At 64.6% G+C, this 12,917-nt stretch carries 11 protein-coding genes; all 11 read left to right on the top strand.

The features are described 5' to 3' along the window. Window positions 1–121 precede the first annotated feature (121 nt). On the top strand, window positions 122–577 hold the full coding sequence (locus tag NYQ83_RS09460; protein ID WP_246008381.1) for a division/cell wall cluster transcriptional repressor MraZ: 456 nt from the start codon (window positions 122–124) through the stop codon (window positions 575–577). Continuing rightward, complete coding sequence (gene rsmH, locus NYQ83_RS09455; protein ID WP_261214321.1) at window positions 577–1,599, top strand: 16S rRNA (cytosine(1402)-N(4))-methyltransferase RsmH; 1,023 nt, start codon at window positions 577–579, stop codon at window positions 1,597–1,599. The genes NYQ83_RS09460 and rsmH overlap by 1 nt, the downstream gene beginning before the upstream one ends. Further along, entirely contained in the window at window positions 1,596–1,952 is a 357-nt protein-coding gene (locus NYQ83_RS09450; protein ID WP_128291526.1) for a hypothetical protein, read from the top strand. The genes rsmH and NYQ83_RS09450 overlap by 4 nt, the downstream gene beginning before the upstream one ends. A gap of 137 nt (window positions 1,953–2,089) precedes the next feature. Further along, window positions 2,090–3,703, top strand: coding sequence for a peptidoglycan D,D-transpeptidase FtsI family protein (locus NYQ83_RS09445; protein ID WP_261215162.1), 1,614 nt, complete (start codon window positions 2,090–2,092; stop codon window positions 3,701–3,703). A gap of 11 nt (window positions 3,704–3,714) precedes the next feature. Further along, entirely contained in the window at window positions 3,715–5,229 is a 1,515-nt protein-coding gene (locus NYQ83_RS09440; protein ID WP_261214318.1) for a UDP-N-acetylmuramoyl-L-alanyl-D-glutamate--2,6-diaminopimelate ligase, read from the top strand. Continuing rightward, a complete protein-coding gene (locus NYQ83_RS09435) occupies window positions 5,226–6,701 on the top strand; it encodes a UDP-N-acetylmuramoylalanyl-D-glutamyl-2,6-diaminopimelate--D-alanyl-D-alanine ligase (protein WP_261214317.1) in 1,476 nt (491 codons plus the stop codon). Before NYQ83_RS09440 ends, NYQ83_RS09435 begins: the two co-directional genes overlap by 4 nt. Before the next feature lie 5 nt (window positions 6,702–6,706). Then, window positions 6,707–7,789 (top strand): phospho-N-acetylmuramoyl-pentapeptide-transferase, encoded by a 1,083-nt coding sequence (gene mraY, locus NYQ83_RS09430; RefSeq protein ID WP_128291529.1) that lies wholly within the window; start codon window positions 6,707–6,709, stop codon window positions 7,787–7,789. Window positions 7,790–7,796: 7 nt separating this feature from the next. Continuing rightward, entirely contained in the window at window positions 7,797–9,242 is a 1,446-nt protein-coding gene (gene murD / locus NYQ83_RS09425) for a UDP-N-acetylmuramoyl-L-alanine--D-glutamate ligase (RefSeq protein ID WP_261214315.1), read from the top strand. Further along, entirely contained in the window at window positions 9,239–10,387 is a 1,149-nt protein-coding gene (ftsW, locus tag NYQ83_RS09420) for a putative lipid II flippase FtsW (RefSeq protein WP_128291531.1), read from the top strand. The genes murD and ftsW overlap by 4 nt, the downstream gene beginning before the upstream one ends. Continuing rightward, window positions 10,384–11,502 (top strand): undecaprenyldiphospho-muramoylpentapeptide beta-N-acetylglucosaminyltransferase, encoded by a 1,119-nt coding sequence (gene murG / locus NYQ83_RS09415; protein ID WP_261214311.1) that lies wholly within the window; start codon window positions 10,384–10,386, stop codon window positions 11,500–11,502. The genes ftsW and murG overlap by 4 nt, the downstream gene beginning before the upstream one ends. Next, window positions 11,499–12,911: a UDP-N-acetylmuramate--L-alanine ligase gene (gene murC / locus NYQ83_RS09410; protein ID WP_261214309.1), complete on the top strand. Its 1,413-nt coding sequence runs from the start codon at window positions 11,499–11,501 to the stop codon at window positions 12,909–12,911. Before murG ends, murC begins: the two co-directional genes overlap by 4 nt. Window positions 12,912–12,917: the final 6 nt, after the last annotated feature.

The raw sequence follows: 12,917 nt of genomic DNA, 5'->3' as shown, positions 1-12,917 counted from the left end.
AGGGATGATGCGCGTGGGGTTCTCGGCGCGCTTCGTCTTTCGTGTTTGCGGAATGCCGTGACCTTGCCGGGGAGCGCGGCTCGATGACCGCTATGGGGTGTGCAGGCGTATGGACGGGTTCGTGGCAACCTTCACCAACCGGCTCGATGCGAAGGGCCGGGTGTCGGTGCCTGCCCAGTTCCGTGCGGTGCTTGCGCGGGAAGGGACGGAAGGGCTGTTTTGTTATCCCTCACTCGACCAGGACGCGATCGATTGCGGCGGCGCTCGTCTTCAGGACGAGATCAGCAAGCGCCTGCAAGCCTTCGAGACGTTCTCGGAGGATTACGAGACCCTTTCCACGGCCTTCTATGCCGACAGCCGTCTCCTGAAGATCGATCAGGACGGTCGCATCATGCTTCCCGAGGAATTCATCGAATTCGCCGGCATCAAGGATGCGGCGGTGTTTGCCGGTCTCGGCCTCAAATTTCAGATCTGGGAGCAGGAGAAGTTCCAGGCGCGCCGTCAGGTCGCCCGCTCCAGACTGCGCAGCATCATCCGTTCGCTCGACGGCAAGCGGCCGTCCGAGGACGACGCGTGATGGGCGGGTCGGAAAGCCTGCCGAACAATTCCCCGCATGTCCCGGTGATGCTCGAGCCGGTCATGGAGGCTCTCAATGTGCGCGCCGAGGGGCGCTACATTGACGGAACATTTGGAGCCGGCGGCTACAGCCGCGCCATCCTCGAGGCGGGCGGCGCGGTTCTGGCGATCGATCGCGATCCGAGTGCGATCGCCGGCGGTGCGGCTCTTCTGGACGAATACGGGGCGCGCCTGCGTCTCGTCGAAGGCCGTTTCTCCGAGCTCGAGGCGATCGCCAAAGACAACGATTTCACGCCAGCCGATGGCGTCGTTCTCGACATCGGCGTGTCCTCCATGCAGCTCGATCAGGCCGAGCGCGGCTTTTCATTTCGTTTCGATGGCCCGCTCGACATGCGCATGGGCGCGGACGGTGCGTCTGCCGCCGACGTCGTCAACCGTGCCTCGATCGGCGATCTTCAGCGTATCATCGGCCATCTCGGTGAGGAGCGCCGGGCCGGGCGCATCGCCCGCGCGATCGCCGCAGCCCGCGAGGACGAGCCGATTACGCGGACCGCGACGCTCGCCGCCATCGTCGAGAAGGCGGCCGGAGGCCGGGCTCCCGGCTCCCATATCCATCCTGCGACGCGCACCTTTCAGGCGCTGCGCATCTTCGTCAACCGCGAGCTCGACGAGCTCGTCGAAGCGCTTTCCGCGGCCGAGCAGGTTCTGGGCGAGGGCGGCCGGCTGGTCGTCGTCGCCTTCCATTCGCTCGAGGATCGCATCGTCAAGCGCTTCCTGCGTCTGCGCGCCGAGGAGCTGCGCGGTTCGCGCCATCAGCCGTTGAATGTTGGTCCGGCGCCGAGCTTCAAGGCGCTCAATCGCGGCCTCAAGGCCGATGATGCGGAAACTGCGCGCAATCCCCGGGCTCGCTCCGCGGTTCTGCGTGCGGCCGAACGCACCGCTGCTCCCGCTCATCCCCTCGATAACACGCGCCTCGGTGTTCCCCGCCTTGTCGGTGTCTCCGGGCCGGAGGCCTTCGCATGATGCGTGTTCTCAACATCGTCGCCATCGCCGCGGCCCTCATCGCGGCCTTCTCCGTGTTCAATCTGAAGTACCAGGCTGAAGGCGTCGCCAAAGAGGTCGCGGAGCTGCAGCGGAAGGTCGATCAGGAAAAAGAAAGCCTGTCGCTCCTGCGCGCCGAATGGAGCGTTCTCAACCAGCCAGAACGTGTCGAGGAACTCGTCACGCGGCATGCCGAAGCTCTCGACCTCGCACCCGTCGAGCCGGCGCAACTTGCTGATCCAAGGCAGATACCCATGCGAAGCATCGCTCCGAGCGAGCAGGACCGTGATCTCCTGACCGGCCTTGCCGGCGATCTGGTGGAGAAACTCCAGTGAGCGTCACGACCGAAGCCTTCAAGCCGGACAATTCATGGCGGGAGAGCAGCTGGAGGCATCTTGCTTCCCGCCCGCGCCAGCCGTCGATCACCCGAGCCGGCGACAACGAACGTTTGCGCTGGCGTGTCGTCTTCGCGATGGCCGCGTTCGGCGTGCTCTACGCGGTGCTCGCCGGACGGCTCGTGCATCTGGGTCTCGCCGCCAATGGCGATGATATGCGCACGGCCGGTGCCGCAAGCGCGGTTGCTGCCGCGCGGCCCGATATCGTCGACGAGAACGGCGAGATTCTCGCCACCGACATCAAGACGGCGTCGCTTTACGCAGAGCCGCGCCGCATCGTCGATGCCGACGAGGCCGCCGAGCAATTGTCGCTGGTTTTCCCGGATTTCGATCGCGAGCGGCTGCGGCGCGATCTTGCCACCAATGCTGGCTTTCTTTGGCTGAAGCGCGAGATCACTCCGGATCAGCGCCGGCGTGTGCACGAGCTCGGCCTGCCGGGCATCGGCTTCGTCTCTGAAAATCGCCGTTTCTATCCTGGCGGCCCGACCGTTTCCCACATTCTGGGTGCGGTCAACGTCGACAATCAGGGCATCGCCGGCATCGAAAAGTATATCGACGACAGCGGCCTTGCGGATCTGCATCAGGCGGGCTTTGCGACCGAACACGGTCTCGAACCGGTCAAGCTCTCCATCGATCTGCGTGTGCAGCATGCGGTCCGCAGCGAGCTTGAGACCGCGATGGGCAAGTACACCGCCAAAGCCGCCATCGGCATCGTGCTCGACGTGAAGACCGGCGAAGTCGTGGGCATGAGCTCGCTGCCCGACTTCGATCCGAATATCCCGGCGCAGGCTCTCGACAAGGACCGGCTCAACCGCGCCACCGTCGGCGTCTACGAGATGGGCTCGACCTTCAAGACGTTTACGACGGCCATGGCCCTCGATTCAGGGCTGGTGCACCTGAACGACACGTTCGATGCGAGCAAGCCGCTGCGCATCTCGGGCTTCACCATTCACGATTTCCACGGCAAGCACCGGGCTTTGAGCGTGCCGGAGATCTTCATCTATTCGTCGAACATCGGCACGGCGAAGATGGCGCTCGAATGCGGCATCCCCATGCAGCAGGAATTTTTGGGCAAGCTCGGCCTTCTCGACGAGTTGCGCACCGAATTGCCGGAAGCCGGCGCACCGCTGAAGCCGCGGGAGTGGACCAAGCTCTCTTCGGTCACGATTTCCTTCGGCCACGGCATTTCCGTGTCGCCGCTGCAGACGGCTGCGGCCGGTGCGGCGCTTATGAACGGCGGCTATTATATTCCGCCGACGTTCCTGCCGCGCGACGAGCGGACTGCGGCCGAGCTTTCGCGCCGGGTGGTCAAGCCTGAGACGAGCGCCGACATGCGCAAGCTGATGCGGCTCAACGTTCTGAAGGGCTCCGGCCGCCGCGCCGCCGTTCCTGGCTACCGCGTCGGCGGCAAGACGGGGACCGCCGAAAAGGTGGTGAACGGCAAATACGCGAACGACAAGCGCCGCAACGCCTTCCTTTCCGCTTTTCCGATCGACGATCCCCGCTATCTCGTGCTGGTGGTCATCGACGAACCGAACCCGGAGAAGCCTGGATTGCCCGCCACGGCCGGCATGAATGCCGCCCCCACGACCGCCGCCATCATCCGCCGGATCGCCCCGATGCTCGGCATCAAGCCGCTCCTCACCGATCCCGAAGAGGATCTGGCGACGACGATCGCAGCCATCGAGTAGGTGACAGGTCGATGGCTTCCGACAAGGCCTACCCACCGCGCCGGCTCGGCAAGCTCTTCGGCGACGAAGCTTCCGTTGCCGACGATGCCGCCGAGGTGTGGATCTCCGGACTGACCGCGGACAGCCGCGAGGTGGTCCGGGGAACGCTCTTCGCTGCGCTGCCCGGCACGAAATCCGATGGCGCTTCCTTCATCCCGGATGCGGTGAACAAGGGGGCCGCTGCAATCCTGACCGGCACGAAGCCGCTTCCTGAAGATCCTGGCGTGCCCGTCATCCGTGCCGCCGATCCGCGCCGCGCGCTCGCAGTTGCGGCCGCCAATTTCTTCGGACGGCAGCCGGAGCGTGTGGTCGCCATCACCGGGACGAGCGGCAAGACTTCGGTCGCCGTCTTCACACGGCAGATTTTTGCCCATGCGGGGCTGAAGGCGGCGAGCCTCGGGACGATCGGGCTCGTGACGTCGGACGGCCAGACGAAGCCCGGCCTCACGACGCCGGATCCGGTTTATCTGCATCGTACGCTTGCCGATCTCGCCAAGTCGGGCGTCACGCATCTGGCGCTCGAAGCCTCCAGCCATGGCCTCGACCAGCGGCGGCTCGACGGCGTCAAGCTCGCGGCGGGCGGCTTCACCAATCTGTCGCGCGATCATCTCGATTATCACAAGACGCTCGAAGAGTACCTTCTCGCCAAGCTCAGGCTCTTCGAGGTGCTTCTGCCGGAAGGCGCGGCCGCCGTGGCCGATGCCGATCAGAAGGAAGCGATGCGGGTGAGGGCGATCGCCAGGCGTCGCAATCTCTCCTATCTGTCGATCGGCAAAGCGGGCGAGACGCTTCGGCTCCTTTCGGTCACGCGCATGCCGGACGGGGCTCGTCTGCTCCTCGAAGTGAACGGCGAGAAACGTTACGTGCCGCTGCCGCTGATCGGGGAGTTTCAGGTCTCCAACGCCTTGATGGCCGCATGCCTCGCCATTGGGGCCGGGCTTTCGGTCGATCAAGCACTTGCGGCGCTGCCGGAGCTTCAAGGCGCGCCGGGGCGGCTGGAGCTCGTCGGGAGCCATCCGAACGGGGCGCAGGTTTTTGTCGATTACGCGCACAAGCCGGGCGCGATCATGGCAGCGCTTCAGGCGCTGCGTCCGCACACGCAGAACCGTCTCGTCATCATCTTCGGGGCGGGCGGTGATCGCGACCCCGGCAAGCGCGAGCTGATGGGCGAGGCCACGCGGGAGGCCGCCGACCGCGTCATCGTCACCGACGACAATCCGCGCAGTGAAGATCCGGCGTCAATCCGCCGGGCCATCATGGCCGCGGTACCGAAGGCCCGGGAAATCGGCGACCGGCGCGAGGCCATTCGGCAGGGCATTGCCGGTCTCGAAGCCGGCGACATCCTGCTCGTGGCCGGCAAGGGACACGAGACGGGCCAGACGGTTGGCGATCAGGTTCTACCTTTTTCCGATCAGGAAGAGGTGCGCAAGGCGCTGGCGGAACTCGGCAGCGAAGCTCCGCAAGAGGCGAAGGAACAGGCCCAATGAACCCTTTGTGGCGGATAGCCGAGTTCCTGGCCGCCACAGAAGGGCGGCTGGAAGGTGGGGCGCCTCAACCGGCCTTGGCCGGAGACGAGGATGCTGGCGCGATCTCACCGATGGCCATCACCGGCATCTCCATCGACAGCCGCTCGGTCGGTCCTGGTGAGGCCTTCTTTGCCATCAAAGGCGATCGCTTCGACGGCCACGATTTTGCCGAGGCCGCGCTGAAACAAGGTGCCGCGCTCGCGGTCGTCTCCGAAGATCGTCTTGCGGAACTCTCCGGCGGACCCTTCGTGGTCGTGCCCGACGATCCCTTGAAGGCGCTCGAACGCCTCGGCATCGCCGCACGCGAGCGCTCGCATGCCAAGATCGTCGCGGTGACGGGCTCTGTCGGAAAGACCGGCACGAAGGAAATGCTGCGGCTCGCCTTCTCCCTTCTCGGCGAGACGCATGCGCCGGTCGGATCCTTCAACAATCATTGGGGTGTGCCCCTGACGCTCGCGCGCCTGCCGGAAAAAGCGGCGTTCGGGATTTTCGAGATCGGCATGAACCATGCCGGCGAGATCCGGCCGCTGACGCGGATGGTGCGACCGGACGTTGCGATCGTCACGACCGTCGAACCCGTGCACATCGAGTTCTTCGGGACTGTCGAAGCGATCGCCGATGCCAAGGCGGAAATTTTCGAGGGGCTCGAAGAGGGCGGAACGGCGATCCTCAATCGCGACAACGGCCAGTTCGATCGTCTGGCCGGAGCGGCCCGAGCGCGGGGCACGCGGATCGTCAGTTTCGGCAGCCATCCCGATTGTGACGTCAGTCTTGTCGGTCTTATCGAAGAGGCCTCGGGGAGCCGGGTGACGGCCGATGTCTTCGGGGAGAGCGTGCAGTATCGGCTGGGCGCGCCCGGTCGCCATCTGGCGACCAATTCCTTGTCCGTTCTTGCAACGGCTTCGGTTCTCGGAGAGAGCCCGTCGGCTGCCGGCGAAGCGCTGTCGCAATTTTCAGCTCCCGTTGGGCGCGGGGCGCGCACGCAGCTTTGTGTCGGCGAGGGGAGCTTCACGCTCATCGATGAAAGCTACAACGCCAATCCCGCGTCGATGCGTGCGGCGATCGCGCTCCTGGGTGCGGCCGAGCCGGGTCCGAACGGTCGGCGGATCGCCGTTCTCGGTGATATGGGCGAACTCGGCGAGCATGGGCCAGCTTTTCATGCCGAGCTTGTTGATAATCTTGCAACAGCCCGCGCCGATCAAATCTTTCTGGTCGGGCCGCTCATGCATCATCTTTGGAATCACTTGCCGGAACGGGTGCAGGGAGCCTATGCCGAAGCGGCGGGCGAAATTGAGCCGATTCTTCTCGATGCGATCCGGCCGGGCGACGTGGTGATGGTGAAAGCCTCCCTGCTCACTGGTCTCGGCAGAGTGGTTGCGGCAATGAAAGAGCGGTTTCCCGCAAGAGATCCAAGCGAAAAAGAAGAGAGCTGAGACGGATGCTGGCCTATCTGCAGAACTTCGCGGATGACTTCTCCGTCTTCAACATCTTCCGTTACATAACCTTCCGAACAGGGGCGGCGACGATGACGGCGCTGCTCTTCGTTTTTCTGTTCGGTCCGATGATGATCGAGGTGCTGCGCTTTCGGCAGGGCAAAGGTCAGCCGATTCGAGCCGACGGGCCGCAAACGCATTTCAAGAAGGCCGGAACCCCCACGATGGGCGGGCTCATGATCCTGACGGGCGTCGTCGTCTCGGCGCTCCTGTGGTCGGATCTTTCCTCGCCGTATGTCTGGTGCGTGCTTCTGGTGACGCTCGGTTTCGGTTCGATCGGCTTCTACGACGATTATCTCAAGGTGAAGGGCGCGTCTTCGAAAGGCTTTTCGGGACGGGCGCGGCTCGGCTTCGAGGCATTGATCGCCGGCGCCGCTGTCTACGTGATGATGCGGGCGGGCGAGGGCGCAAGCGCGACGGCGCTGACGTTGCCGTTCTTGAAGGAGACCTTCATCCAGCTCGGGATCTTCTTCGTCGTCTTCGGCGCCTTCGTGATCGTGGGGGCGGGCAATGCCGTGAACCTGACCGACGGTCTCGACGGGCTCGCCATCGTCCCGGTGATGATCGCTGCCGCCTCCTTCGGGCTGATCGCCTATCTCGCCGGCAATATCCGCTTCGCCGATTATCTCCAGATCCATTACGTCGCCGGAACCGGCGAGCTTGCCGTTCTCTGCGGCGCGATGATCGGCGCCGGTCTCGGTTTTCTCTGGTTCAACGCCCCGCCTGCCGCAATCTTCATGGGCGACACTGGCTCGCTGGCGCTCGGCGGCATGATCGGCGCGGTCGCGGTCGCCACCAAGCACGAGGTCGTGCTCGCCATCATCGGCGGCATCTTCGTCATGGAAGCACTGTCGGTGATCATCCAGGTCACCTCTTACAAGCTCACGGGCAAGCGCGTCTTCAAGATGGCGCCCATTCATCATCATTTCGAGCAGATCGGCTGGACCGAACCGCAAGTCGTGATCCGGTTTTGGATCGTCGCCGTGGTTCTTGCCCTGATCGGCCTCTCCACGCTGAAACTCCGCTAGGCCGGCGATGTCGATCCCTCTCTCCCATCTCAAAGGAAAAAGTCTCGGGGTTTTCGGGCTCGCCCGCAGCGGGCTTGCGACGGTCAAGGCGGCCGTCAGCGGCGGGGCACGCGTCTATGCCTGGGACAACCGGGAAGATGCGCGGGCAAAAGCGGCGGGCGAGGGCGTCACGCTGCAAGAGCCGGGGGAATGGCCGTGGGAAGAGCTTGCCGCTCTGGCGCTCGCCCCCGGCGTGCCTCTCACGCATCCCGAGCCACATCCGATCGTCGGCATGGCAAGGGGCGCAGGCGTTGAAATCCTGTGCGATGCGGAGCTTTTGTTTCGCGAACTTGAAGGCAAGGCCCGCTTCGTTGCCATCACCGGAACGAACGGCAAGTCGACGACGACGGCGCTCATCGGCCATCTCTTCGGCGAGGCTGGAATTGCTGTCGAGGTGGGGGGCAATATCGGGCGTTCCGCGCTTGATCTCGCAGCGCCTTCGGCGAGCGAGCCTGTCTCTGGGCATGTCCCCGAGCACGTCTATGTGCTCGAGCTCTCGTCCTATCAGCTCGATCTCTGCCACCGCCTTCGGCCCAACGTTGCGGTCTGGCTCAATCTGACGCCGGATCACCTTGACCGCCATGGCGATATGGCCGGCTATCGTCTCGCCAAGGAGCGGATCTTTGCGAAGATGGGCGGCGACGATCTTGCGGTTCTCGGTATCGACGAGACCGATATGGAAGAGGTTGCCGTCGCGCTTTCCGAACGAGCCCAGGCGCCCCGGCTTGCCCGCGTCACCGTGCGCGAGCGGGACGCGGCCGACATTCGCGTCGACGATGCCGGGCAGATGACGGATGCGCGCAACGGCGAGAGGCTCGATCTTTCGGCGTTCCCATCGCTGCGCGGACGTCACAATTGGCAGAACGCTGCCTGCGCCTATGCGGCGGTGCGAGAGCTCGGCGTGCCGGTCTCTCAGATCGCCGCTGGAATGGCGAGTTTTCCGGGGCTCGAACACCGCATGCAGATCGTCGGACGACACGGCAAGGTGCTTTTCGTCGACGATTCCAAAGCGACCAACGCCGATGCGGCCGCGCCCGCTCTGGCGACCTTTCAGCCCGTCTACTGGATCGTCGGCGGGCGGCCGAAGGCGGGGGGTATCCACGGCTTGTCCGGTTTCTTCCCGCGCGTTGCGAAAGCCTATCTGATCGGCGAGGCGGCGGATGAATTCTCCGCCACGCTCGCCGCGCGGGTCCCGCATGTCATCGCCGGAGAGCTCGCACGCGCCGTCAGGATGGCGGCGGAAGATGCGGCGCTCGATCCGGAGGACGAGCCTGTCGTCCTCCTGTCGCCGGCGGCGGCTTCCTTTGATCAGTTTCCCGATTTCGAGGCGCGCGGACGGGCCTTCGTCGCCGCCGTCAACGCCCTGGACGATGCATCCGCGCAGCAGGCTGCGCTCTCGGAGACCGCGTCATGATCAGTCGTCGCGACCGTTCCCTGATTGCCGAATGGTGGTGGACCGTCGATCGCACGACGCTCTTCCTGGTGCTTCTTCTGCTCGCGGCCGGCGTCGTCCTGTCCTTTGCGGCGAGCCCGCCGGTTGCCGAACGTATTGGCCTCTCGACCTATCATTTCGCGATCAGGCAGGCGATGTACGCGCCGACCGCGACGGCGATCATTCTCAGCATCTCGCTGCTCACGCCCCGCCAGGTGCGTCGTCTCGCGCTTCTTATCCTCCTCGTGTCTCTGTCGATGATGGTCGCAGTGCTCTTCATCGGCGACGAAGTGAAGGGCTCGCGGCGCTGGGTCTATATCGCTGGCATGTCGTTGCAGCCATCGGAGTTCCTGAAGCCCGCCTTCATCGTCATCGTGTCGTGGCTGTTCGCGGAAGGCTCCAAACATCCGGAAGTGCCGGGCAAGCTTCTCGCCGTCATTCTGCTCATCATCACCGCGGCTCTGCTCGTGGCCGAGCCTGACCTCGGCCAGACCATCCTGATCTTCTCCGTTTGGGGTGCCGTCTTCTTCCTGGCTGGCGTGTCGCTGCCTCTGGTCGGCGGGCTCGCGGGCACGGCCGTGGCCGGGCTCTTTGCGGCCTATTTCATGTTTCCGCACTTCACCTCGCGCATCGACCGGTTCCTCGATCCGGAAGGCGGCGACACCTATCAGGTCGATATCGCCATGCGTTCCTTCGAGCGCGGCGGTTGGTCTGGATCGGGACCGGGCGAGGGCGTGATGAAGCGGATTCTGCCGGATTCGCATACCGACTTCGTCTTCGCGGTGATCGCCGAGGAATTCGGAATCGTCCTGTGCCTCGCTCTCATCTGCATCTTCGGCTTTATCGTCATGCGCGGGCTCATGCACGCGCTGCGGCGCAAGCAGCCGTTCGAGCGCATGGCGATCGCCGGCCTCTCTACCCAGATCGGCCTGCAGGCCTTCATCAATATGGGCGTGAACCTGCAGCTTCTGCCCGCCAAGGGCATGACCTTGCCGTTCATTTCGTATGGCGGCTCGGCGTTGCTTTCGAGCGCCGTCGTCATGGGCTTCATCCTCGCCCTGTCGCGCGAGCGTGCGGAGCGGAAGGTGACCGTCATGCCGCATTCGAGCTTTGCTGAGCAATTATGAGCGAAAAGACCAGGCCGCTGGCCTTGCTGGCCGCCGGGGGAACCGGCGGGCATCTCTTCCCGGCAATCTCTTTGCGGGCCGAGCTGAAAAAGCGCGGCTATGACGTCGCGATCGTCACCGACAAAAGGGCGGGGCAATACGCGGGCGATCTGCCCGCCGACGAACTCCACGCCATCGATGCGGCGACGCTTTCGGCCGGCAATCCGGTGCGCGCCGTCTCCTCCATGTGGAAGCTCTCTCGCGGCGTCCTGCAATCTCGAAAACTCCTGCGGCAGCTTGGTGCCGATATCTGCGTCGGTTTCGGTGGCTACCCGACCGTGCCGCCGCTCCTTGCCGCGCGTATGGCACGTGTGCCCGCCCTCGTGCATGAGCAGAACGCGGTTCTTGGCCGTGCCAACAGGCTGCTGGTGAAGGCCGGTGCAGCACTTGCCACCGGGTTTCCCGATCCGAAAGGTGCGGCTTCTGCAAAGCGCCTTGCATTCACCGGAAATCCCGTCCGCGAAAGCGTTATCGACGCTGGCAAGACGGCCTATGAGCCTGCCGGCGAGGAGGACAGCTTTCGCCTTCTCGTCTTCGGCGGCAGTCAAGGTGCGCGCGCGCTGTCGTCACTGGTGCCGGAGGCGGTCGCGCTTCTGCCGCGAGCGCTGCGCGCAAGGCTTCAGATCGTGCAGCAATGCCGGCCGGAGGATCTCGACACGGTGCGGCTTCTCTACGGCCGTCTCGATGTCTCGGCGGAACTTGCCTCCTTCTTTCAGGATCTGCCGGCGAAGATCGGCGCAAGCCATCTCGTCATCAGCCGGGCAGGGGCGTCGACAGTGTCGGAACTCGCCGTTATCGGCCGTCCGGCCATCCTCATTCCTTTTCCGCACGCGATCGATCAGGATCAGGCGGAAAATGCCCGCCTTCTCGCCGATGTCGGCGGCGGCTGGATGATGGAAGAAGGCTCTTTGACCGCGGAAGGCCTTGCCTCGCGGTTGAAGGAGCTGATAGCGCATCCCGACGAACTGGCCGCAGCGGCCGCCGCCGCGAAAAAGGCCGGCCGGCCGGACGCGGCCGAAAGGCTCGCCGAGCAGGTCGACGAGCTCGTCAGCCTGACGCGAGGACATCGCCAATGAAAATGCCTTACAACATCGGCCCGATCCATTTCGTGGGGATCGGCGGCATCGGCATGAGCGGCATCGCTGAGGTGCTGATCAATCAGGGTTGCCAGGTCCAGGGTTCCGATGTCTCCGACAGCCCGAATGTCGCCCGCCTGCGCGCCAAGGGAGCTGAGGTGATGATCGGGCACGCTGCGGAAAATCTCCGCAACGCGGCGGTGGTCGTTGTCTCTTCGGCCATCAAGCGCGACAACCCGGAGCTCCAGGCAGCGCGGACGCAAGGTCTGCCCGTGGTCCGGCGGGCGGAGATGCTGGCGGAGCTCATGCGGCTCAAATCCGCGGTCGCCATCGGCGGCACGCACGGCAAGACGACGACCACGTCCATGGTGGCGGCGCTGCTCGATGCCGGGGGGCTCGACCCGACCGTCATCAATGGCGGCATCATCAACGCCTATGGCACCAATGCCCGCATGGGCGACGGCGAATGGATGGTGGTGGAGGCGGACGAGAGCGACGGCACCTTCGTCAAGCTGCCGGCCGACGTCGCCGTCGTGACGAATATCGATCCGGAACATCTCGACCATTACGGCTCCTTCGAAAAGGTGCGCGAAGCCTTCATGGCCTTCGTGGAGAACGTGCCCTTCTACGGCTTTGCCGTGATGTGCCTCGATCATCCCGAGGTGCAGGCGCTGGTGAAGCGCATCGAAGACCGGCGCATCATCACCTACGGCTCCAATCTCCAGGCTGAGGTTCGGTTTCACTCGGTGAGCTTCGTGCCGGGTGAATCGCATTTTTCGATCGAGCGGCGCGACCGGCTGACTGGCGAAACCGAGACGCTTTCCGACCTCGTTCTGCCGATGCCGGGCATCCACAACGTCTCGAACGCGACGGCTGCGATCGCAGTCGCCCGGGCGCTCGGCGTATCCGAAGCGGATGTGCGCAAGGGGCTCGCCTCGTTCGGCGGTGTCAAACGCCGCTTCACGCTGACGGGCACCTGGAACGGCGTCGCCATCTATGACGATTACGGCCACCATCCGGTGGAGATTTCCGCCGTCTTGAAGGCCGCCCGCGCGAGCTGCCGCGGCCGCGTCATCGCTGTCGTGCAGCCGCACCGCTACAGCCGCCTCCACAATCTCTTCGATCAGTTCTGCGCCTGCTTCAACGATGCCGATACCGTCATCGTCGCGGACGTTTATTCGGCGGGCGAAGACCCGATCGAAGGGGCCGATCGCGACAGTCTCGTCGACGGGTTGCGGGCCGGCGGACATCGCGACGTGCGACCGCTTCCGAGCGAAGCCGCGCTTGCCCGCATGATCGCCGATGTCGCGAAGCCGGACGACATGGTCTTGTGCCTCGGCGCGGGCTCTATCTCGAAATGGGCCAATGCTCTTCCGGGCGAGCTCAATGCGCGAGACGAGGCTGCGTGAGCCTCA

Source organism: Afifella sp. JA880, assembly GCF_025379905.1.
In the GTDB taxonomy this organism is placed as follows: Bacteria; Pseudomonadota; Alphaproteobacteria; order Rhizobiales; family Afifellaceae; genus Afifella; species Afifella aestuarii.
The sequence above is the reverse complement of the archived record's forward strand: the minus strand, read 5'-3'. Positions and strand labels throughout refer to the sequence as shown.

Bases quoted from the DNA above. Each gene is read 5' to 3' on its own strand.
- NYQ83_RS09440 (WP_261214318.1), top strand. From the start codon at position 3,715: ATGGCTTCCGACAAGGCCTACCCACCGCGCCGGCTCGGCAAGCTCTTC.
- rsmH (WP_261214321.1), top strand. From the start codon at position 577: ATGGGCGGGTCGGAAAGCCTGCCGAACAATTCCCCGCATGTCCCGGTG.
- NYQ83_RS09435 (WP_261214317.1), top strand. From the start codon at position 5,226: ATGAACCCTTTGTGGCGGATAGCCGAGTTCCTGGCCGCCACAGAAGGG.
- NYQ83_RS09450 (WP_128291526.1), top strand. From the start codon at position 1,596: ATGATGCGTGTTCTCAACATCGTCGCCATCGCCGCGGCCCTCATCGCG.
- murD (WP_261214315.1), top strand. From the start codon at position 7,797: ATGTCGATCCCTCTCTCCCATCTCAAAGGAAAAAGTCTCGGGGTTTTC.
- mraY (WP_128291529.1), top strand. From the start codon at position 6,707: ATGCTGGCCTATCTGCAGAACTTCGCGGATGACTTCTCCGTCTTCAAC.
- ftsW (WP_128291531.1), top strand. From the start codon at position 9,239: ATGATCAGTCGTCGCGACCGTTCCCTGATTGCCGAATGGTGGTGGACC.
- murC (WP_261214309.1), top strand. From the start codon at position 11,499: ATGAAAATGCCTTACAACATCGGCCCGATCCATTTCGTGGGGATCGGC.
- murG (WP_261214311.1), top strand. From the start codon at position 10,384: ATGAGCGAAAAGACCAGGCCGCTGGCCTTGCTGGCCGCCGGGGGAACC.
- NYQ83_RS09445 (WP_261215162.1), top strand. From the start codon at position 2,090: ATGGCCGCGTTCGGCGTGCTCTACGCGGTGCTCGCCGGACGGCTCGTG.